Origin of the sequence: Thermogemmatispora onikobensis, assembly GCF_001748285.1 — a bacterium.
GTDB lineage: Bacteria > Chloroflexota > Ktedonobacteria > Ktedonobacterales > Ktedonobacteraceae > Thermogemmatispora > Thermogemmatispora onikobensis.
On the sequence record NZ_BDGT01000012.1, the window covers coordinates 38,697 to 60,447 of the forward strand.

At 61.3% G+C, this 21,751-nt stretch carries 16 protein-coding genes, 3 tRNA genes and 1 pseudogene; 17 read left to right on the forward strand and 3 right to left on the reverse strand.

The window, feature by feature from the left end; translation table 11 throughout:
• The first annotated feature begins 103 nt into the window (after positions 1–103).
• The 7 genes from BGC09_RS07455 (at position 104) to BGC09_RS07485 (ending at position 5,893) form a co-directional block, all read left to right on the forward strand.
• Positions 104–865: a response regulator gene (locus BGC09_RS07455; RefSeq protein WP_069803262.1), complete on the forward strand. Its 762-nt coding sequence runs from the start codon at positions 104–106 to the stop codon at positions 863–865.
• Complete coding sequence (locus BGC09_RS07460) at positions 862–2,472, forward strand: sensor histidine kinase (protein WP_069803263.1); 1,611 nt, start codon at positions 862–864, stop codon at positions 2,470–2,472. Before BGC09_RS07455 ends, BGC09_RS07460 begins: the two co-directional genes overlap by 4 nt.
• A gap of 318 nt (positions 2,473–2,790) precedes the next feature.
• Positions 2,791–3,210 (forward strand): FAS1-like dehydratase domain-containing protein, encoded by a 420-nt coding sequence (locus BGC09_RS07465; protein ID WP_069803264.1) that lies wholly within the window; start codon positions 2,791–2,793, stop codon positions 3,208–3,210.
• A gap of 55 nt (positions 3,211–3,265) precedes the next feature.
• A tRNA-Leu gene (locus BGC09_RS07470) sits at positions 3,266–3,347 on the forward strand.
• Between the two features lie 132 nt (positions 3,348–3,479).
• Positions 3,480–3,561 (forward strand) — tRNA-Leu (locus BGC09_RS07475).
• Positions 3,562–3,646: 85 nt separating this feature from the next.
• Positions 3,647–3,720, forward strand: a tRNA-Val gene (locus BGC09_RS07480).
• 523 nt (positions 3,721–4,243) lie between these two features.
• Positions 4,244–5,893 (forward strand): acetolactate synthase, encoded by a 1,650-nt coding sequence (locus BGC09_RS07485; protein ID WP_069803265.1) that lies wholly within the window; start codon positions 4,244–4,246, stop codon positions 5,891–5,893.
• A gap of 536 nt (positions 5,894–6,429) precedes the next feature.
• On the opposite strand, the gene BGC09_RS07490 is transcribed toward BGC09_RS07485, so the two are convergent.
• The 3 genes from BGC09_RS07490 to BGC09_RS07500 form a co-directional block, all read right to left on the reverse strand.
• Positions 6,430–7,080, reverse strand: a complete 651-nt coding sequence (locus BGC09_RS07490; RefSeq protein ID WP_069803266.1) for a LysM peptidoglycan-binding domain-containing protein — start codon at positions 7,078–7,080, stop codon at positions 6,430–6,432.
• A 491-nt stretch (positions 7,081–7,571) separates the two neighbouring features.
• Positions 7,572–8,741: an ABC transporter ATP-binding protein gene (locus BGC09_RS07495; RefSeq protein WP_084658113.1), complete on the reverse strand. Its 1,170-nt coding sequence runs from the start codon at positions 8,739–8,741 to the stop codon at positions 7,572–7,574.
• Between the two features lie 398 nt (positions 8,742–9,139).
• Positions 9,140–9,427, reverse strand: coding sequence for a helix-turn-helix domain-containing protein (locus tag BGC09_RS07500; RefSeq protein WP_069803267.1), 288 nt, complete (start codon positions 9,425–9,427; stop codon positions 9,140–9,142).
• 627 nt (positions 9,428–10,054) lie between these two features.
• Here BGC09_RS07500 and BGC09_RS07505 point away from each other — a divergent pair.
• From BGC09_RS07505 to nuoH, 10 genes and pseudogenes are all read left to right on the forward strand, one after another.
• Positions 10,055–11,299 (forward strand): Gmad2 immunoglobulin-like domain-containing protein, encoded by a 1,245-nt coding sequence (locus tag BGC09_RS07505; protein WP_069803268.1) that lies wholly within the window; start codon positions 10,055–10,057, stop codon positions 11,297–11,299.
• A gap of 313 nt (positions 11,300–11,612) precedes the next feature.
• Positions 11,613–12,464 carry a sulfurtransferase gene (locus BGC09_RS07510; protein WP_069803269.1) on the forward strand — a complete coding sequence of 284 codons (852 nt, stop codon included), beginning with the start codon at positions 11,613–11,615 and terminating at the stop codon, positions 12,462–12,464.
• Between the two features lie 379 nt (positions 12,465–12,843).
• Complete coding sequence (locus BGC09_RS07515) at positions 12,844–13,200, forward strand: NADH-quinone oxidoreductase subunit A (RefSeq protein WP_069803270.1); 357 nt, start codon at positions 12,844–12,846, stop codon at positions 13,198–13,200.
• Positions 13,201–13,268: 68 nt separating this feature from the next.
• Positions 13,269–13,677 (forward strand): annotated as a pseudogene (locus BGC09_RS07520) (NADH-quinone oxidoreductase subunit B); the annotation flags it as partial.
• Between the two features lie 311 nt (positions 13,678–13,988).
• Complete coding sequence (locus BGC09_RS07525) at positions 13,989–14,606, forward strand: NADH-quinone oxidoreductase subunit C (protein ID WP_069803272.1); 618 nt, start codon at positions 13,989–13,991, stop codon at positions 14,604–14,606.
• A 465-nt stretch (positions 14,607–15,071) separates the two neighbouring features.
• Positions 15,072–16,232, forward strand: coding sequence for an NADH dehydrogenase (quinone) subunit D (gene nuoD / locus BGC09_RS07530; protein ID WP_369695677.1), 1,161 nt, complete (start codon positions 15,072–15,074; stop codon positions 16,230–16,232).
• A complete protein-coding gene (gene nuoE, locus BGC09_RS07535; protein ID WP_069803274.1) occupies positions 16,229–16,753 on the forward strand; it encodes an NADH-quinone oxidoreductase subunit NuoE in 525 nt (174 codons plus the stop codon). The genes nuoD and nuoE overlap by 4 nt, the downstream gene beginning before the upstream one ends.
• A gap of 48 nt (positions 16,754–16,801) precedes the next feature.
• Positions 16,802–18,100: an NADH-quinone oxidoreductase subunit NuoF gene (gene nuoF, locus BGC09_RS07540; RefSeq protein ID WP_069803275.1), complete on the forward strand. Its 1,299-nt coding sequence runs from the start codon at positions 16,802–16,804 to the stop codon at positions 18,098–18,100.
• Between the two features lie 59 nt (positions 18,101–18,159).
• Positions 18,160–20,328, forward strand: coding sequence for an NADH-quinone oxidoreductase subunit NuoG (nuoG, locus tag BGC09_RS07545; RefSeq protein ID WP_069803276.1), 2,169 nt, complete (start codon positions 18,160–18,162; stop codon positions 20,326–20,328).
• Complete coding sequence (gene nuoH, locus BGC09_RS07550; protein WP_069803277.1) at positions 20,321–21,586, forward strand: NADH-quinone oxidoreductase subunit NuoH; 1,266 nt, start codon at positions 20,321–20,323, stop codon at positions 21,584–21,586. The genes nuoG and nuoH overlap by 8 nt, the downstream gene beginning before the upstream one ends.
• Positions 21,587–21,751 lie beyond the last annotated feature (165 nt).

Below are 21,751 nucleotides of genomic sequence, written 5' to 3' on the forward strand. Positions count from 1 at the left end.
AAGGTTGCAGGTTTTCTCACCCTCCGGCGCTATGCTCTATATGCTATAACTGAGAGGATACTTCCTACCTGTTAATAGAAGGACAGGACAGGACAGGTGGGTCATGAAAATCCTGATTATAGAAGATGAAAACAACATTGCACAGCTCATCCGCCTTTATCTGGAGCAGGCTGGCTATGAGGTAGTCATAGCTGGAGATGGGGTGGCGGGGCTGGAGCTACATGCACGAGAGAAGCCCGATCTGGTGATTCTCGACCTGATGCTGCCAGCTCTTGATGGGATGGAAGTCTGTCGCCGCATCCGGGCGTGGGCGGATACACCCATCCTGATGCTGACGGCGCGGCAGGGAGAAGAGGATCGCATTGCCGGGTTGGAGCTGGGGGCAGACGACTACCTGGTCAAACCGTTCAGCCCGCGCGAGGTCGTCAGCCGGGTGCGAGCCATCTTGCGGCGCACGGCTCTGGCTGGGGCTGGGGCCCATCGAGCGGGGGCTGCGGGAGGAAACGGCAGCGAAGGAGGTCAGAATGAGCAGACTCGGCAAGGAAGCGAGCGCGAAGAGCTGCGCTTTCCGGGCCTGGTCATCAACATCCCGGCGCGGCGAGTCGAGGTCAACGGGCAGCGCGTCGCCCTGACCGTCAAAGAGTTCGACCTGCTGGTCGTCCTGGCCTCCTCGCCAGAGCGCGTCTTCACGCGCGAGGTCTTACTCAACAAGGTTTGGGGGTATGACTACCTGGGCGACGGGCGCACGGTCGATGTCCATATTGGCACGCTACGCAAGAAGATCGAAGCGGTGCCTGGGGCGCCGCGCAACATCAAGACTGTCTGGGGAGTTGGCTACAAGTTCGAGCCAGAGGCGCCCGCATGAATGAACCGGCGACTAATCCTGCTCATGTGCCTCCTGTTGCCCCAGAGGAGCAAGGGGCCACTGGGCTACTGTCCTTGAGCCTGCGCAGCAAGCTGGTGCTCAGCTACCTGGCGGTCGCCCTGGGGGCGATCGTCGTGCTTGCCATTGCCGTGATTGCGGCTGTCTACAACTACTACTACACGGCCCAGATCCGGCAGTTGCAGGATACCGCCCAGACCTATGCTCGTGGCATCGAGGACTTCTACACCTACCAGCTTGGCGGGCACTGGGGTCCTTTTTCGCTGCGTTTTCCTGTGCCTGCTCTCCTGGTGATCGTTGACCAGAGTGGTCATCAGCTCCTCTGCAATCCACCCGCTGGTTTTGATAGCCAGTTCTGCTCTGAGGCGGCCATCACGCAGTCGGCGGCCCAGGCCCTGCAGGGCAATGAGGTTGATGGACATCTGGAGAGCAGTGGTTTCAAGGGCCTGTACGTCAGTGTGCCGCTCTACGACGAGAGCAGCGGCAGTCATCAGCTCATTGGGGCCTTGCTGATTGCCCAGCCGGAGGCCTCGCCGCAGCGCTTCCTCAGCAATGTGACACAGGCCATCCTGCTAGCGGGCCTGCTCATCGGCGTCGCCGTGATCATCTTCAGCCTGCTGCTGGCGCGTCGTTTGACCCGTCCGCTGGAGTCGCTGACCGCCGCCGTGGAGCGCATGAAAGAGGGCGACTATTCGCAGCGCGTGGACCCGCCCCCAACTCAGGATGAGCTGGGCCGTCTGGCCCAGACCTTCAATGCTATGGCTGATCGCATTGAGGTCGACGTGGCCGAGCTGCGCCGCCAGGACCAGATTCGGCGCGATATGATTGCCAACATCGCTCATGATCTGGCCACACCCCTGACGGCCATTCAGGGCTTCAGCGAGGCCCTGGCCGACGAGGTTATTCAGGAGCCAGGAGCGCGCAAGGAGACGGCCCAGCTCATCGCGCGCGAAGTTCAGCGCCTGCGTCGTCTGGTAGCTGATATCCAACATATGACCTTGCTGGAGTCGGGGCGGGCCCGGCTCGATCTGGCACCGCTCGATCTGGCGGTGCTTGTCGATGAGACGCTGACGGTCATCGAGCCGGAGTGCACACAGGCTGGCATCACCCTGCAGAACGCCATTGACCCACGGATGCCTCCAGTCCTGGCCGATAGCGACCGCATTACTCAGGTGCTGCTCAATCTCATCGATAATGCGCGCCGCCATACACCTGCCGGAGGCACCATCACAGTGGGAGCCAGGCATCTGGGGCGCATGCTGGAGGTCTGGATACGCGATACGGGCGTGGGAATTGACCCGATCGATCTTCCTCACATCTTTGAACGCTTCTATCGCGCCGATCGGGCGCGCAGCGGGGGACGTGGTGGGAGTGGTCTGGGCCTGACCATTGTGAAGGCCATTGTGACCGCCCACGGCGGGGCAGTGGCCGCTGAGAGCACGCCAGGTAAGGGAACCTGTATTCGCTTTACCTTGCCGCTGGCCCCCAGCCAGGAGGAGCAGGGGAGCCCTGCCGGGTCGAAGCCGGGGCGCGATCGCCGGGAGAAAAGTGGGAAGCTTTTGCCCCCCACATGGGGATATAATACATAGAAGAGCCACCAGGACCCGGCACGGTATGGCGACGACGGACAGCGGCGCTAGAACGGGCCGATCTGCCATACTCTGCCGGGGGAGTGGTGCCTCGTCAACTGCTGACGCCAAACCTGCTCAAGCATGCTGACAGGAAACAGGTCTCTCATTGAAGAGGCCAGGCGCTGCTGGACAGCCAGTCCTCCCTTCCTCGTTGTGGCAGGCTCACAACGAGCCAGGAAACTGCTGGCTGACAGAAAAGGATCGGTGTGGCGTCTTGAGAGCGAGGGCGTCAGAAAGCAGTGAACGCAGAGCAGAGTAGAAAGGAGCGCCTCACTCATGGCGATCGATCCGAGCGTGATTGGCAAGACCTCGGCCCCCCAGACCTTCGAAGTCACGGAGGAGGCAGTGCGACGCTTTATGGAGGCGACCGGCGACCCCGCACTGGAGCGGCAGACTCCGCTCGTCTATGCCCCTCCTACTTTCCCGACGACGTTCCGCGTCCGCCCTCCAGAACTGCAGATCGATCCCTCGCGGATGCAGCTGCTGCATGGCGAGCAGAGCTATCGCTATCTGCGCCGCCTGCGCGTCGGGGAGCAGGTGACCTGCGTGGCCCGCGTGGCCGATGTGCGTGAGCGCAGTGGGCGCTCCGGCCCCATGACCTTCGTGATTCTAGAGACTGAAGGACGCGACGCTAACGGCCAGCTGCTCTTTACGGCAGAAGGTACCCTGATTGTGCGTGCGAAAAAGCACGACTAACCGTTGACAAATCTTAGGGGTCAGTATACAATACAATGCGGAATCTATGAGAGATGCCCTCGTGGCGGAATGGTATACGCAGCAGGTTGAGGGCCTGTGCCCGTAAGGGCGTGGTGGTTCGAGTCCACTCGAGGGCACCCTCATGAGCGCTGCTCATATCCGCCTGGCGAGCGGCACGAAATTGAGCGGCGCCGCTCGTCGGCGGATGCTGAGCTTCCTTCTCTCCTCTTCTCTTCTTTCTTTGCTGCTGAAACAGCAAGCACAACGATGCCCTCGTGGCGGAATGGTATACGCAGCAGGTTGAGGGCCTGTGCCCGTAAGGGCGTGGTGGTTCGAGTCCACTCGAGGGCACCGCTCTGATGGTGGTTGGAAGAGGCGGCCAGGCCATGCAGGTCCGTCTCTTCCGCCTCCTTTGTCGGCTAAAGATGGGTCACATGGGCGACTAGCTCAGTTGGGTAGAGCGGCTGCTTTACACGCAGTAGGTCAGGGGTTCGAGTCCCTTGTCGCCCATTCTCTTTCTTCTCCTGTATGCTTTCCTCTCTTGCTCCCTCCCTCCCCAATGCGGATACGTGTGCTATCCTGCTGTCTCTTGCTGCCACATGCCACAGCAGTGTGAGCGCAGCAATCGGTCTGTCTACGCCCGTTTGAGCGAAAAAGCGGCCCAGGCTGTTTGGGCTGCTGTCACCAGAGCAAAAGCAGGCCTGGCTCGCTGAGCGCGAGGAGCTGTTAGCGTGCTACATTGTCAGCTGAGAGAGCGGACGCTATCATTCATCATAGCAGCGCAGGCAAGCGAAGCCGCGTCCGTCACTGTCCTGTCAGCGGTGTCACAGTGTCATAGTGTCAGCCGGCCCAGCTCTCCTCTGTTGTGCTTGCCTGTCTAGGGGAGGCTTGTCTCTTTCTTTGCTTGCTGGGGCCAGGCTTCTCATGTCCGGCCAGGCGACAGGAGCGGGCGAGCCAGTGGCTGGCTGACGGGGGCTTCCGCTGGCAGAGAGAAGCAACTGAGCAAAGTTGCTCAAGACAAAGGAGGCGAAACGTGAGTATCACGCATGGTGGCTGGCTGGTTGCCAAGATCCTCAAGCGCGAGGGCGTCGAAGTGGTCTTCACATTGAGCGGGGGGCACATCGCAGCCATCTACGATGGCTGTCTCCGTGAGGGCATTCGCGTCGTCGACACTCGACATGAGCAAGCGGCAGTTCATGCTGCTGAGGGCTGGGCCAAGTGTACGCGCCGGCCAGGAGTAGCCTTGTTAACTGCCGGTCCAGGGGTCACCGATGGAGTGACCGGCATTGCCAACGCTTATCTGGCGGGCAGCCCAGTGCTGGTCATCGGCGGAGCGGCGCCGCTGAGCCTGTGGGATCGGGGCGCCTTGCAAGAGATGAACCAGATCGATCTACTGCGCCCCATCACCAAATGGGCGCGCACCGTCCACGAGACCGGGCGTATTCCCGAGTATGTGGCTGCCGCCTTTCGCCAGATGCTCAATGGCAAGCCTGGCCCCGTCTTCCTTGAAATCCCGATGGATATTCTCAACAACCTGGCCGACACCGACAACGTCACAGACCCCGGCGAGCCGAGCAGCTACCGCCCGGCGGGACCCGTACAGCCGACGCCGGACCAGGTAGAGAAGGCTGCCGCTCTCCTGGAGCAGGCTGAGCGTCCAGTCATTATGGCGGGAAGCGCCGTCTGGTGGTGCGATGGCGCCGAAGCCTTGCGCGAGCTGGCCGAACGCATTCAGGCCCCGGTCTATCTCAATGGAGCCGGACGGGGATGCCTGCCTCCTACTCATCCCCTCTTCTTCAGCGCCTCCCGACGTAAGGCCCTGGAGGGCGCCGACACTATCCTGGCCATTGGGACGCGCATGGACTTCCGTCTCAATCATGGACGACCGCCGCTCATTCCCGCCGAGGCACGCCTGATCTGGTTCGATCTCGCGGGCGAAGATATCGGGGTCAATCGCGGGGCCGAGGTGGGACTCGTCGGCGATGTCGGCCTCGCCATGCACCAGGTGGCGGCGGCCTGCAGGCCGTATAGTGGTGAGCGCGCCTGGCTACGCTTCATTCGTGAGGCAGAAGCCAAAGCCTGGGAGCGCGACGCGGCAGCACTCAACTCCGATGCGGTACCCATTCATCCGATGCGCCTCTGTAAGGAGATTCGCGACTTCATCGACGAAGAGACCACCGTCATCGGCGATGGAGGCGACATCGTCAGCTATGGCGGACGGGTGATCAACGTCTCTCGCCCTGGCTATTGGCTGGATGCCGGTCCGATGGGAACGCTTGGCACCGGCACTGGCTTCGCTATGGCCGCCCAGCTGGCGCGCCCTGGCAAGCGCGTGCTGATTCTGCATGGAGACGGAGCCTTCGGCCTGAATGGAATGGAGTTTGAGAGTATGGTGCGCCACAAGCTGCCAGTGGTTTCGGTGATCGGCAACGATGGGGCCTGGGGCCAGATCAAGCATCCCCAGAAGGCCCTCATTGGTCACGCCACAGCGGCAGAGCTGGCACCGGGTATCCGCTACGATAAGATGGTGGAGGCGTTGGGCGGCTATGGCGAGCTGGTAGAACGACCCGAGGAGATTCGCCCGGCCTTAGAGCGGGCCTTTGCCTCTGGGCTGCCGGCCTGCATCAATGTGCTGATTGACCCCGACAAGCCCTACAGTCGTTCCACTAACGTTGCGGTCTAGCAGACCTCAGCGCCTCTCTGGTCCGCACCGCGCTGTTTACTTAGCCTTAGCGCTGGCCTGACCCCAGCAAAGCCAAAAAAGCCGGCGACAGGATACGAACGAAGCGACGGGGACGACGCCGGTCGAACGTTGATCAAACCGGCGCCATCTCCGTCGCTCTGCATCGTGCTGAGGAGACGGGCGCGGCCCAAACCCTGGCCGGCTGGCTGGCTGAGAACGGTCCTGTACGAACCAACACAACACCCCTTTCACGTCGGGGAAGGACCAGCCAGCACGCCAGGCAGGCGCGCCGCGCCTGTGAAAGATACTCCTCGTGTTGTGAGCGCTCTGTTTGGGAGACGGACGAATCCGAATTCTTGCTTCTCTCGGACTGACCTCTACCTCTTTCAGGCCGGCTGCTCAAATCGCCTGCGCTGCAGCGCAGCTAGCTACGCAGGCCGGCGATACGGTAGGGCCTCCAGGTCTTCTCTTATAGCTATGCTATGCAGCCTATCGCGCTGCCTGTCGAGCTGAGTGAGGCGTCGGCCTGGACCAAACTAGGGCTGGCAGGACCATTCACGCCAGGTGAACCCGTCACGGGCAAAGACCTCGTAAGCGGCACGAATGTTGGCCGCCGCATTGTAGGGCGAGTAGGCCGCCTGGGAGGTGGTGGCCCAGGTGCTCGGCAGGAACTGGAAGAGACCTGCCGCTCCCGATGAGCTGTTGGTCGCATACGGGTTCAGGCTCGACTCACACTGGGCGACGCTCAGGGCCTGCGCCCCATAGGAACCGAAAACCTGATAGATCATCTGCGGAATCGAGCCACTCACGCTCTGAGAGGCGGTCGAGGCCGCGCTGCTCTGAGCCGGCTGGCTCTGGACACTCACCGAGGTCGCGCTGCTATTCCCCTGACCGGGAATGCACACTTGCTGCCCCGGGAAAATCAGGTTCGGGTTGGCAATGTGATTATAGGAAGCCAGCGTCTCCCAGCTGGTCCCGTAACGCTGGGCGATGCCACTCAAGGTGTCGCCCGAGACGACAGTGTAGCAGCCACCGGCAGCCTGAGCGTGGGCCCCCTGGCTGCTCAGGGTAAACAGGGCGCCGGCCAGCGCCAGGGCCAGCATGAGGCTGGCGGCAAACTTCTTGAAGAGACGACCTCCCTTGTTCTGCTGTTCGCACTTACGAACGTCCGTATGTAGTAACTGCATGTAACCCCTTCTGACTAAACCTACAAGTCTCCCCAAACAGCGGCCTCCGACAGGCAAGATAGCTGTGCTGAGCGACTACCCTCGCGCTTTGCCCCCCACCAGGGTGGCAAAAGCGGCCAGGCCAGATCGGCCCGCTCAGCAACCCGCCAGAAGCTCTGGCGTTCCCTCGAGCCGCAAAGATGCTCCCTGTAAGCGGCAGCCGAGCGGCGCGGGAACACGCATATGATAGCATGAGCTAAATTGGAACATGCAAATACTCTTTGAAACATAGCCAAAACTGGCTATTGTAGTGTTAAAGCAAGCGTGCGTAAGAATGATGGGAAGACTATAGATGATAGGCCGACTATTTATGCAGAAGCCAGGGGGCAAGAAGAACCTGGATTATCAACGAACGGGGAGGGGGGAGCGTTTCAGGCGTGGGGGGGTGGTTGAGAGCCTGGGGGAAGGAAGGCAGTGCGGGGGGTGTTCTCTGGCGCTCTCGACTGTGCAGATCACAGATAGGCGCGGGCCTCGGTGGCTTTGAAGCTGGCGTAGATCTGGCGGCCCTCGTGCAGTGTCAGGCGCTGGAGCGACTCTTCCGTGATCTCAGCGGTCAGAGGGGGGAGAGCGGGATCGATCTTGATGCTCACACGCACGCGCCCATCGTGAGCCGGGCTATGGCTGGCGCTCAGTGGTAAGATCTGCACGATCTCGCCGGCGAAGACATTGCGGGCCGAGCCTTCGGGTGGCGCGGGGTAGAGCGTGATGCTGCGGGGGTCGATGACCACGCAGGCCTCGTGCGCATTGCCAGGGTCCGCTATTGCGTCCTCGTCCAGGGAGGCGCTCACCAGCAAGGGGCGGCTGCTGCCGCTGATGGCCAGAGTACAGAGGGCGCTGGCCTCGCGGGCCACCACTTGCCCGCGCCAGAAATTCAGTCCCACCAGCTCAGCGATGTAGGCCGAGCGAGGACGCTCCAACAGCTCGCGTCGACTGCCCTGCTGGATCACCTGGCCGTTGTCAAGGACCACAATTTGATCGCCGAAGAGCAGCGCCTCCAGGTGGCTATGGGTCACAAAGATGGTTGTAATCCCAATCTCGCCCAGCAGGCGGCGCAGTTCCTGGCGCACCTCGCGCTGAGTCTGCACATCGAGGGCGGCCAGCGGTTCGTCGAGCAAGAGCAAGCGGGGCTGCAGCACGAGGGCGCGAGCCAGCGCAACGCGCTGTTGCTGTCCACCCGAGAGTTGGGCTGGACGGCGCGCGGCCAGACCGCTGAGGCGCATCTGCTCGATGGCGGCCTCTGTGCGCCGACGCACTTCCTGTCCACGCAGGCCCTGGGCTCGCAGGCCGAAGGCGATGTTTTCGAAGACCGTCAGGTGCGGGAAGAGCAGGTAATCCTGGAAGACGTAGCCGATGGGCCGCTCCTGGGGAGGGACGAAGAGAGCACGCTCGCTATCAAAGTAGCAGATGCCGTCAAGGGTCATCTGCCCGTAGGTAGGGCGCAACAGGCCGGCCAGCAGGCGCAGCACCGTCGATTTGCCTGCCCCACTCTCGCCGAGTAAGACGGTGGTACGGCCAGCCTCCGCGTGCAGTGTGAGCTGGAGGTGAAAGTGGCTTCCCTGTTCTGATGACGAACGCCGGCCAGGCTGGCCTGCGAGATCAGCCTCAAACGTAGCGGTCAACATAGCTGTAGCTAGTATAGGCGAAGGTCTGCTCTTCTGCAAGCGTTCTGTCTCGTGGAGTTCGGCACGGCACAAAACATCGGTCCAGCTGGTTGCGAGCAGTGCCTCTTACAAGAAAGGCCCAGAAGATGAATATGATATGATGTACAATACTAACTTTCTCCTGGCTCAGAGAAGAAAATCGATAAGAATGGCCCTATTGTAATAAGAAGATGAGCCGATACTAAAAAGTAGAGAGGGGGAGCGTCCGAAGTGTCCGGTGAGCCGCTGCCACTTCTCTCCTCTCCTCAGCCTGTGCCTCCCGTGTCTCTCGACCAGCCCGAATCGATCCGATCCCCCAGGACGCTCCCCACACTCTCAGCGGGAAGGGGCCATACGACCCCCTTCCCGCTTTCTTCTGGTCAACAAGAATCGCCAGGCCAGTACTTGATGGGCTTGGGATAGCCCAGCTCTTCCGGCGTCACCTGGAGCACCTGGCAGACCAGCCAGAGATTGGGCACTACCCGAGGGCATTGCTCTCCCCGCTCCCAGCGGGCCACGGTGCTGATGTCTGGCGCCTTCCAGCCCTGGTTGCCTTCGTTGGCGAGCCTGTCCATTTGATCGATAAGCTCATCGCGTGTGAGGCCGCGCTCCTGGCGTTTCTGCTTCAACCTTTGTCCAAAGAGCTTGATTGCTGCGGTGTCTTCCATCTTTTCCTCCTGTATGGAGGTGATAATTGTGTAAATACATAAAGATAGTGAGTGGCTGTATTTAAGGAAAAGTGCAGCCCTGTGGCAAAATTGACCTGAACGTATGTTCGGACTCGATATCATATACTCCTCTCCGACAACAATGCTATTCACATTGTGAGTTGCATTGTTGTCACATGAAAACGACAAGTAAAAGCTTGGATGGGAGAATCCTATAGCAGACGGAGGGTTTTTTACAGTGCGTTTTCAAGCGGCGGTTCGATGGTGAACAAAAGAGCGAGAAGCAATCTTTTTATTAGTGTGGTCACGGCTCTGCGCTTCTGGCTTCAGTGGCCTTCTGGGAGCGAGCTTCTCAACTTATTATGGAGCGCTATTTTGGCTGTAATTAGATGGAGGAAGCAAACGTTAGGAGAAAGGTACCGGAGAAGAGCGTCGAAGGAGGGAGCGAGCGAACGGGCGAGGGTGAGCAGCCAGCGGGGTGGCTGACCAGCAGAGGCAGGTTATAGTTTCGATGTTGCTGAGCTTCACATGGTTCATATGAGCTACCTCACAGCGGTTCTTGCCGAGCCATGTTATGCTAATCCTGCAGTGGGGACGAGCGCAGTCCCTTACACGAGGAGAAAGCCCATGCTGAACCGCTTTTGTCTGCCCACCAAGCGGCCCAGAGATCCGAAGCAATCATCCTGGTCTCATCGTCAACGAAGCACCACCTTAAGCGTCATGGTGCTCTTGCTCTGTCTCAGCTTGGCGGCCTGCGCCTCTCCTTTTGGGGGGGGAAGTCAGGCCACGCCGACTGCAGGAGCCGGGACGCCGGCAGCGGGGAGCGTCACCCCCACAGCCTCGCCGGTTGTGCTTCTTGGACCCCGGCCCTGTCCCACGGCGGTCCAGTCGCTGGCCTACTGGAGTGGCATTGTCCACGCCGTTGCTGGCGTCACCAGCGTTGCGCGTGTCCAATGTGGCAACCTTATGGGCACACCGGCCTTGCAGGCCCTGGTTACCGTAGCTCATCAGGGAGGGCATGCTGTAGACGTCCACGTCTACAGCAACATCACCAATCCCGACCCCCAGCAGATCTTTCAACTGCTCAACCTCTATGACGGTGATGCTGTCATCAGCGGCTACAACACCGTGCTCACTGCTGAGGTTGATCAGAACTCGGCTCTCAACCGGGGGCGCAGCTCTGCCAACTACCAGCGTGACCTCTTCCGGGAATTCAAGTGGTCGGACGCCCAACAAACCCTGGTCCAGATTGCCTTTCCGGGCTTCTTCCCCGATCTGACGCGCTATCAGGCCGAAGCGGATCAGGCTGCGGTCAACCAGGGGCATGATCCCTGGAAGCTCGATGCCGTCAAAGTGGCTCAGGCGCTGGCCGCCTCATCGACCCTCTTCAACTGGGGAGCGGACGCCCCGGCTCGCCTCATCAGTGGCGGAGGCCAGCACGATCTCAACGCCGTCGTCGAGGTCAAGAGTCCCCATCCTGGTGGGAGCACCATCCGCATCAGCATGAGCCGGCTGGAATCCAACACCAACGGGGGCATCTGGGAAGTGACCGAAGTCAGCAGCCCCACGCTCACTATCAGCGCTCCTGCCGCCCTGGCCCGGCTGCACAGTCCCACGACCGTCACGGGGAGGGGCAACGCCTTTGAGGGCGTCATCGGCAGCCTGCGCCTGCTAGACCATCTCTACAACCAGGTTGGCCAGGCCCAGGTGCGCGGTGCCAGCGGCAACGGCTCCACGACCTTCTCGACCAGCCTCACCTACACGACCGATTTCAGCGCCGGAGCCCAGGAGGGCCTGCTGATGCTCTTCACACCGAGCCAGGCCGACGGCTCGATTGCCACCGGTACTTTGCTCAAAGTGCTGCTCACCTGAAGAAAGGACGCTCATCACTGGCCAGGAGAGAGGAGCCAGGACGCCTGGAGTCTGCTGCCAGCGCCTCCGGAGCCCCGCTCCTCTCCTGCCTGGTTTGGCCCCGCTCTGGTCCCTGAGTGCCTTCTGCTGCTTCCTTCCCACTTTCTGAGAGCCTCCCCCCTCTCGCCAGCTCTTTCTCCCCGGTGCAACAGATTCTGCTCTTAGGTGGAATAAAACTGGTCACCTTGACCGTTACTAATAAGAGAAGAGACTTTGTTGAGTATGTCGCTCAACAAAATCAAAAATATTTCAGGCAGCAACACGGAGGAGATTGATGGCAGAAAACAAAGGCTATGCCCATCCTGAAGTCCTGGTAGATGCTGACTGGGTTGAGGCGCATCTCAACGATCCCAAAGTGCGTCTCATTGAAGTGGATGTTGACACCAGCGCTTATGAGCAGGGTCATATTCCTGGGGCCATTGGCTTCAACTGGCAGAAGGAGCTACAGGACCAGGTTGTTCGTGCTCCTATCAGCAAGGAGCAGCTAGAGGAGTTGCTCAGCCGGTCGGGGGTCAGCAATGACACCACCGTTGTTCTTTACGGAGACAACAACAACTGGTTTGCCGCCTGGGCTTTCTGGCTGCTCAAATACTACGGCCATCAAGATGTGCGTCTGCTTGATGGAGGGCGAGCCAAGTGGGTAGCTGACAAGCGGCCCCTGACCACCGAGGTGCCAAGCTACCCGCGTACTGAGTATCGTGCTGAGGAGCCGCACCGCGAAGTTCGAGCGTTCCGCGACGAAGTCCTGAGCAAGCTGGGGAACAGCCAGGTGGCCCTGGTTGACGTGCGTTCGCCGGGTGAATACAAAGGTGAGCTGCTGGCGCCCCCCAACCTGCCGCAAGAAGGGGCCCAGCGAGGTGGCCACATTCCTGGCGCCAAGAACGTCCCCTGGGCCAGTGCCGTGCGCGAGGACGGAACCTTCAAGTCTGCGGATGAACTGCGTGCCATCTACGAGGGTCAAGGGATCACCGGCGACAAAGAAGTGATTGCCTACTGCCGCATTGGCGAGCGTAGCAGTCACACCTGGTTTGCCCTGCGCTATCTGCTGGGCTATCCCAACGTGCGCAACTACGATGGCTCCTGGACCGAGTGGGGGAGCCTGATCGGCGTGCCCATCGAAAAATAAAGCCAGACAAACTGCTAACACACGTCCCTCCTGTATCCAGAGCTGGGACCGCGGGGGCCGTCGCAGCGAGGCGGCGGCCAGGCCACGGTCCCACCTTTTTCTCCTTTTCCTCGCCTCTCGTCGCTTCCCTCTTTCCCTGATCAAGAGAAAAAAGTCTTTCCATTCGCTTATTGTTGCTTCTGTCATCATAGCAATGGAGGGGAAGGGCGGTGGAGACAGGCCCAGCGTAGCCGGTCGGTGAGGACTGGTGCAAGTGTTTGACAGCCTGGACATGCTGTGCTACCATACAAACTGAAGTAGTGTATAAATGACACCAGGTACCAGCGCCGGTACCCGTATCAACGCGCAGAGTATTTACCGAAAATAAAGGATATCCACGATGAGCGGTCCTCTCCCCATTTTTCTCATGGTGGCGCTGGCGCTCCTCTTTGGCCTGCTGGTCATGGCGGTGACAGCGATTCTGGGGCCGAAGAAGCCGACACCGGAGAAGCTGGCGCCCTATGAATGTGGCATCCAGGAGATTCAGGCGCCGAAGCGGCGCTTTCCTGTCAAATATCTCCTGACAGGGATGCTTTTTATTGCCTTTGATATTGAAATTGTCTCATTGTATCCCCTGGCCGTTCTCCTGAAGGATCAGCTGAAGACCCTGGGGCTGATCGAGCTGCTCATCTTCTTCGTGATCCTGATGATCGGCTACGTTTACGTCTGGCGAAAAGGGGCATTCACATGGGAGTAACCAATCCCTGGGAACCGGTACAGACCTTTTCCAACACGCAGACGCCGCGTCGTCCGCGCCAGTTGCCGATGCGCACTGGCGAATTTGGCATCTTGACGACGCAGGTCAGCAAGCTTATCGAGTGGGGGCGAAGCTCATCGCTCTGGCCGGCGCTCTTTGGTCTGGCCTGTTGTGCTATTGAGATGATGGCCACCAGTGCCGACCGTTTTGACATCGCGCGTTTCGGGGCTGAGGTCTATCGGGCCTCGCCGCGCCAGGCCGACCTGATGATTGTAGCGGGCCGCTGCTCGATCAAGATGGCCCCTGTGCTGCGCCAGATCTATGATCAGATGCCCGAGCCGAAGTGGGTTATTGCAATGGGGGCCTGTGCTTCCTGTGGCGGCGTCTTCAACAACTATGCGATCGTCCAGGGTGTGGATAAGATCGTCCCGGTCGATGTCTACATCCCGGGCTGTCCGCCCACACCCGATATGCTCCTCTATGGTTTTAACGAGCTGCAGCGTAAGATTCGCGAAGGCATCCCGAATCCGCCCGACCCGCTCAAGGAGAGCGGCCTGAAACTGCCTGGCCCCAGCGAGGAGCGGCCAGGCTGAGAGCGAGCAGACCCCTCCTTCCTGGCTCGTTCTTCACTTGCTGCTCGCCCGTCGGGCTGGGGTTAGGTTGGGGTGGGTTGGGTGGCCACCGCGACGGAGGGCGGGCGAGAAGAGGGAGAGAGCAAGGCGTGCAGAGCGGGGGGACTGGGAGCATGGGAGCAGCGCGGGGAAAGCGAGGCGAAAGAAAGAACAATCATGGATACATTTGCCGAGGCTGCCGTAGCAGCCCTACGCGAGCGTTTCCCCCAGGCGGTGGTGGAAACCGTCGAGCACCGTGGTGAGCTGACGGTTGTCCTGACCACCGAGCACCTGGTCGCTGTTTGTGACTATCTTAAGCGGCACCATCACTATACCTTTCTCTCAACGATCACCGCTGTCGACTGGCTGGAGCGCGTGCCCCGCTACGATGTGGTGTATCAGTTGCTCTCGCTGCCGCGGCGCAGCACGCTCGCGCTCAAGGTGCGCGTGGGTGGCAAGCGCGAGGAGCACCCGCAGGTGCCATCGGTGACCGGCGTCTGGCCGGCGGCTAACTGGTATGAGCGCGAGGTCTATGATCTGTTTGGCATCATTTTTACTCATCATCCCGACCTGCGCCGCATTCTGATGCCGAGCAACTGGACCACTCACCCGTTGCGCAAGGATTATCCGCTGACCGGCTTCGATCTGCCTGAGCCACACTGGGGCGGTCAGGTTCCCTATGACGTGGACCCCGGCGTTGGCCGCCAGACCCTCCGTACCCCCCAGGGCCGCGAGCTGAACGAGAGTCGCAGCGCCTTTACTACCAACCCAGAGCCGGGTACCCCGCGAGCGTGAGCTGAGCACTTGACCAGCTGCCTTTGCCTGACCTGCTCAGACTCGCGCTCCCTCTGTCGGTCTGGTCTGTACACGCTGCTTACTCCTACTGGAGCACAGACAAGATCAAGGCGCGAGTCTCTGCGCAGCGCCAGACCTACCACCTGAACGGACGCGGAGGCAACAGGTGCAGGAGGGAGGGAAGGAGGCAGCAGCCCTGGCCGACCAGGGCCGTAGAAGCGCCAGGAGCGGAGCAGCGGGGAGCAGCAGACCATACTCTGCCGCGTCTCTCTCGGAGAGGCTGAGCTGGCAGGCGCAAGGCGACCAGAGCAGGGCTGGGACCTGCTGGGGCTGGTTGATCCGCTCGCTTTGGAAGTGCAACGGCTGACATGCAGCGATGAGGGCTTGCTTATGCAACAGGAGCTAGAAACGCGCTATACCATCGAAGAAGGCCAGGTAACCGAGAGCGGTCAGCGCCAGGATACCATGACCATCAATATGGGGCCGCAGCACCCGAGTACCCACGGGGTGCTCCGCCTGCTGCTGACCATCGAGGGCGAGACCGTGGTCAAGGCCGAGCCGGACATCGGCTATCTGCATACCGGCATCGAGAAGACCGCTGAGTCGAAGTCCTATCATCAGGCGCTGGTGCTGACGGACCGCATGGACTATCTGGCCCCGCTGTGCAATAACCTGGGCTATGCGCTGGCGGTGGAGAAGTTGCTGGGGATCGAAGACGAGATCACCGATAAAATTAAATATGCGCGAATACTGCTGGCCGAGCTGCAGCGCATCGCCAGCCACCTGGTCTGGCTGGGCACGAGCGCGCTCGACCTGGGAGCGATGAGCGTCTTCCTCTACTGCTTCCGCGAGCGCGAGATGATCCTGGATGTCTTCGAGTACGTCTCAGGCGTGCGCATGATGACCAGCTATATCTGTCCCGGTGGCCTGCAGGCTGACCTGCCCCGTGGCTTCGACGAGAAGGTGCGTGCCTTCACGCGCGTCTTCCCCGATCGCCTGGCCGAGTACCACGACCTGTTGACCAACAACCCGCTCTGGCTGGAGCGCACCAGGGGGGTGGCGATACTCAGCAAGGAGGATGCCATTGCCTATGCTACCAGTGGTCCGACCCTGCGCGGCAGCGGCATCGCCTGGGACATTCGCAAAGCCTTCCCCTACAGTGGCTACGAGCAGTTCGACTTTGAGATCCCGGTCGGCAGCAACGGCGACGTTTACGACCGCTACATGGTGCGCATGCTGGAGATGGAGCAGAGCCTGCGCATCGTCAATCAGGCGCTCGATGGCATGCCGCCCGGTCGCTATCGTGTGGCCAATCCCAAGGTAGCGCCGCCGCCCAAGTGGCAGATCACTGGCAGCATGGAGGCCTTGATCCACCACTTCAAGCTCTACACCGAGGGCTATCGTCCGCCCGCCGGCGAGGTCTATGTGCGCACGGAGTCGCCCAAGGGCGAGCTGGGCTTCTTTATCGTCAGCGACGGCTCCGCCCGACCCTACCGCATGCACGTGCGCGCGCCGTCCTTTGCGAATCTGCAGGCGCTGCCGAAGATGATCCAGGGAAACCTGCTCTCGGACGTAGTGGCCGCTATCGGGAGCATCGATATTGTGCTCGGTGAGGTTGATCGATGATTTCAGAACAGGCGAAGCAGCGCATGCGCGAGCTGGCAGCTCGCTATCCGGTGGCCCGCTCCGCCGTGATGCCGGCCCTCTACATTGCGCAGGCGGAGGAAGGCTACGTCTCCCGCGCGGCGCTGGAGGCGGTGGCGGAGGTCTTGAATATGACGGTCGACGATGTCGAGAGCGTCGCCACCTTTTATACGATGTACTATCAGCGCCCGCCCGGCAAGAAGGTGATCAAAGTCTGCAATAGCATTTCATGCTACCTGCGCGGCTGCGACGCGCTGGTCGAGCAGCTCGAGCGCCGTCTGGGTATCAAGCGGGGCGAGACCAGTCCCGATGGCCGCTATACCCTGTTGACGGTGGAGTGCCTGGCCTCCTGTGGCACGGCCCCGGTGCTCCAGGTCAACGATGCATTCGTCGAGAATCTGACGCCTGAGCTGGTCGATCGCCTGGTGGATCAGTGGGAAGCTGAGTTTCAGGCTGAGGGCCAGAGCCAGGGCCGGAGCCCGGCAGGCGCCGGAGGCTGCTGACTGACCTGCCTGCTGGCCTATGTTGTGCTGGAGTGAAGGAAGCGTGTTATGCCAGAGCTGATTATCACGAAAAATATCGATGTGCCTGGAATCGATCGCCTGGATGTCTACCGCCAGCATGGCGGCTATGAAGCCCTGGAGAAGGCGCTGCGCGAGTACCAGCCGGAGGAGATCGTCGAGCTGGTCAAGAAGTCTGGCCTGCGCGGACGCGGCGGGGCTGGTTTCCCAACCGGCATGAAGTGGGGCTTTCTGGCCAAGAACGAGCCGCGCTATTTGTGCTGCAACTGCGATGAAAGCGAGCCGGGCACCTTCAAGGATCGCATGCTGATGGAGAAGAATCCTCATCAGCTGGTCGAGGGGGTGATCATTACCAGCTACGCCTGCCGCGTCTCGACGGCCTTTATCTATGTGCGCGGCGAGCTGGCCTACGCCGCCCGCCAGGTGCAGCGGGCGGTCGATGAAGCCTATGCCGCTGGCTACATCGGCAAGAATATTCTGGGCAGCGGCTATAGCCTGGACGTGATCGTCCACCGCGGAGCTGGAGCCTATATCTGTGGCGAGGAGAGCGCCCTGATGGAGTCGCTGGAAGGGCGCCGTGGCTACCCACGCCTCAAGCCGCCCTTCCCGGCAGCGGTCGGCCTCTACGGCGGGCCGACGGTCATCAATAACTGTGAGACGCTCTCGACAGTGCCCGCCATTGTGCGCAACGGGGCCGACTGGTACGCCTCCTTCGGCACGGAGAAGAGCAAGGGGACGCGCATCTTCTGCTTGAGCGGCCATGTCAAGAAGCCGGGCAACTATGAGCTGCCCCTGGGGACGCCCCTGCGCACCCTGATCTACGACGAGCAGTACGGCGGTGGTATCCTCGGCGACAAGCAGCTCAAGGCAGTGATCCCCGGCGGCTCCTCGACCTTCATCCTGGGGGCGGATAAGATCGATACTCCTCTGGACTTCGAGTCGGTGGCGGCGGCTGGCTCAATGCTCGGCTCCGGCGGCGTCATCGTGATGCATGAGGATACCTGCATCGTCGATGCCGTTCTGCGGATGACCGAGTTCTATCGCGATGAGTCCTGTGGAAAGTGCACGCCCTGCCGTGAGGGCACCTATTGGCTGGTGCAGCTGTTGGAGCGTATCGAGCACGGCCACGGTAAAATGAGTGATATCAATCTCTTGCTGGATATTTGCGATAATATCAGCGGCAAGTCGTTCTGCCCGCTGGGCGATGCAGCGACCTCTTCGATCACGAGCAGTATCAAGCTGTTCCGCGAGGAGTACGAATATCACGTGCGCGAGGGATGCTGCATGGTGGGACCAAAGGCGCGCAAGCCGGTTGCCGCCGCGCTCTAGCCTGGTGTGGCTGGCGATGGCTGATTGGCGGCGTTCCCGCGTGAAGGATAGAAGAAGCTATGGCTGAAGAGGCAAAAAACGACGGACTTGTCCATCTGACCATCGATGGCATCCCGGTGGCCGTACCCCCCGGGACGCTGGTCTGGGCGGCGGCGAAGCAGGCGGGCATCGAGATCCCTATCTATTGTTATCATCCCAAGATGCCCCCCCTTGGCGCCTGCCGCATGTGCTTTGTCGAGATCGAGAAGATGCCCAAGCCCCCGCAGACGGCCTGCACGACGCCGGTCAGCGAGGGCATGGTCGTCCATACGAAGACCGAGAAGGTGCTCAAGGCGCGTCGTGGTACACTGGAGTTCCTGCTGATTAACCACCCGCTGGACTGTCCGATCTGTGATAAGGGCGGCGAGTGCGATCTGCAGGATTTCACCCTGCGCCACGGTCCGGGGGCGACGCGCTTCGATCTGCGCAAGCGTCATTATCCGAAGCCGATTCCGGTCAGCGACCGGGTGCTGCTCGATCGCGAGCGTTGCATTCTCTGCCAGCGCTGCACGCGCTTCTGCTCCGAGGTCTCGATGGATAACGGGCTGGTCATGATCAACCGCGGCTATCGCATGGAGGTTGGTACAGCCCCGGGCGAGGCCTTCGATTCGATCTTCTCAGGCAATACTGTGGAGATCTGCCCGGTCGGCGCCCTGACCTCGGCGAAATATCGCTTTAAGGGGCGCCCCTGGGAGTTGAAGCGCATCCCGAGTGTCTGCAATAATTGCAGTGTAGGCTGCAACGTGCGCATCGATGTGCGCGTTGACAAGATCATGCGCCAGATGTCGCGCTGCAACGATGATATTGACGATGGCTGGCTGTGCGACCGCGGGCGCTGGGACTTCGATTATGTCAACGATGCGCAGCGTCTGCGCACGCCGCTGGTGCGTCGGCAGCCGGGCGGAGTCCTTGAGCCGGCGGGCTGGGGTGAGGCTCTGGGAATGATCGCCGAGCGCCTGCGCACTATCAAGGAGCGTTATAGCGCCAGCGCCATCGGCGGGATCGGTTCGACGCGCACCACCAATGAGGAGGCCTATCTCTTCCAGAAGCTGCTGCGCGAGGCTCTGGGCACGCCCAACGTCGATCACCATCATGGCTTCTTCCCGGGCCTGCGCGATCCGCTCACCGGGCGTCCCTGGATGCTGACGACGGCCATCGCCGACTTTGAACGAGCCTCGCATATTGTCCTGGTGGCCTCCGATCCTTACGAGCGCCAGCCCATTCTGAACCTGCGTATCAAGAAAGCGCTCAAGGCCGGAGCCAGGATTTACGTTGTCAACGAAAGCCCGACCGAGCTGGATCGCCTGGCGACGCGAGTCATTCGTCTGCCGCAGCACGGAGCGGGAGCGGCGGCGCGCCTGTTGTTGGAGGCCGCTCTGCGCCAGGAGGAGCTGCGGAACCCGCGCGAGGAGGTGCGGGCCCGCGTTCTGGGAACGCCCCAGGAGACGCGACAGGCCGAGGCGCTTTGTGGCGTAGAGGTGGCGGAGGCCCTGCGCGAGCTGGCGCGCGAGATCGCAGCGGCGCCCGCGGCTCTCATTCTCTACGATGAAATGGCGACTCTGGCCCCCGGCTGTGCCAATCTGGCCCCCGACCTGCAAGCGCTGGCAGTGGTGACTGGCAACATCGACCGCCCTGGCGCCGGGGTGGGACCGCTCTTCGAAGATGCCAATTCGCTGGGGGCGCGCGACATGGGCCTGCTGCCCGATAGTCTGCCTGGCTATCGTCCGACCTCGCCGGAGGGCCTGAGTTATCAGGAGATGCTCAGCAGCGATGCGGTCAAGGCCCTCTACATCATGGGAGCCAATCCGGCCCGCCATCTGACCGATGGCAATCTGCGCCGGGGCAAAGAATTCATCGTCGTCCAGGAGATCCTGCTGACCGAGACGGCTCAGCAGGCCGATGTGGTCCTGCCGGCCCTGACCTATGCCGAGAAGGACGGCAGCATGACCAATGTCGACCACCATGTGCAGGCTATTCGCCGGGCTTTGCGTCCTCTGCCGGGAGCGCGGGCTGACTGGGAGATCCTGATGGACCTGGCGGCCCTGTTGGGCCATCCCTGGCCCTATGAGGGACCGGAGGATGTGCTCCTGGAGATTGCCGCTCAGCATCCGCTCTATCGGGGACTGACCTGGGACGGTCTGGGCCTGCAGGGGGTACGCACGGGCGAAGTGGAGGTGGCCCATGCTTAATGATACCTGGCTGCTGGTGATCGCCTCGCTTGTCAAGAGTGCCATTCTAATCGTCATCCTGTTGACGATCTTTGCCTACATGACCTGGATCGAGCGGCGCGTGGTGGCGCGCATTCAGGGCCGCCTGGGGCCGAATCGCGCCGGCCCTTTTGGGGCCTTGCAGCCGCTGGCTGACGCCATCAAGATGGCCTTCAAAGAGCAGATTATCCCGGCCCAGGCGTACAAAGTCATCTATCTGATCGCGCCGGTGATCTCGGTCGTGGTGGCCCTCAGCGCTTTCGCCGTGGTGCCGATCGGCAATAGCTGGACGCCAGGCCACCCAAGCGTCTGGGACCCGTGGGTTGGCGATATCAACGTTGGCCTGCTCTGGATTCTCTCGATCTCGTCGCTGGCCGTTTATGGCATCGTGCTCGGCGGCTGGTCCTCGGGCAACCGCTATTCGCTGCTCGGCTCGCTGCGCAGCGCGGCTCAGATGATTTCCTATGAGACCAGCCTGGGGCTTGCCCTCAGTGGTACACTGATGTGGGCCGGCACCCTGAGCATGGTCAGCATCGTCCACCAGCAGACGCTGCAGGGTCAGGGAATCTGGTTTATTGTGGCTCAGCCCCTCGGCTTCCTGATCTACATCATTGCCGCCGTGGCTGAGGTCAACCGCGCCCCGTTCGATCTGCCGGAGGCCGAGCAGGAGCTGACCGCCGGCTACCTGACGGAGTACAGCGGTCTGCGCTGGAGCCTCTATCAGATGGCCGAGTACATCAATATGGTCACGGTCAGCTCGGTGGCGACGACCCTCTTCTTTGGGGGCTGGAGCTTCTTCGGGCTGGAACGCATCCCAGTGCTGTCGATCGTGATCTTCGCGGTCAAAGTGGCCTTTTTCCTCTTCCTCTTTATCTGGTTGCGTGCCACGCTGCCGCGCATCCGCTACGACCGTTTGATGCGCCTGGGCTGGCAATTCCTGCTGCCGCTGGCGGTCCTGAACGCGGTAGTGACTGCGACCTGCGTGGCCCTGGGTCTGCCGTGGTGGGTCAACGGCCTGATCGGGCTGGTGATCATTGGGGCGGTCCTGGCTATTACCTGGCTGCGCAGTCGCCAGACGCGCTTTGCTGTCAGCAAAGCTGGCGCCGAGCTTTTGCCGCCCTCGGTGCGCCTGGTGAAGACGATCGAGCCAGAGCTGGGGCTGGTCAACGGCGGTGAGGCTGCCGTGGCGGGCATTGAGAGACAGCAGGCCCTCTTGCAGGATGGCCGCGTCCAGGTCTGAGGCGAGGCGGTGAGCAGTCGGCCAAGGCTGCTGAAAGCACAGGAAAAGAGGACGAACGCCGGAGTTCAAGAGCTGCCAGACCTGAAGGAAGAGAGTGGGCGTGTGAAGAAGTGAAAAGGAGGCGGAAGAGGAGAGGAGTCTGGCAGCTCCTTCGAAGCCTGCGAG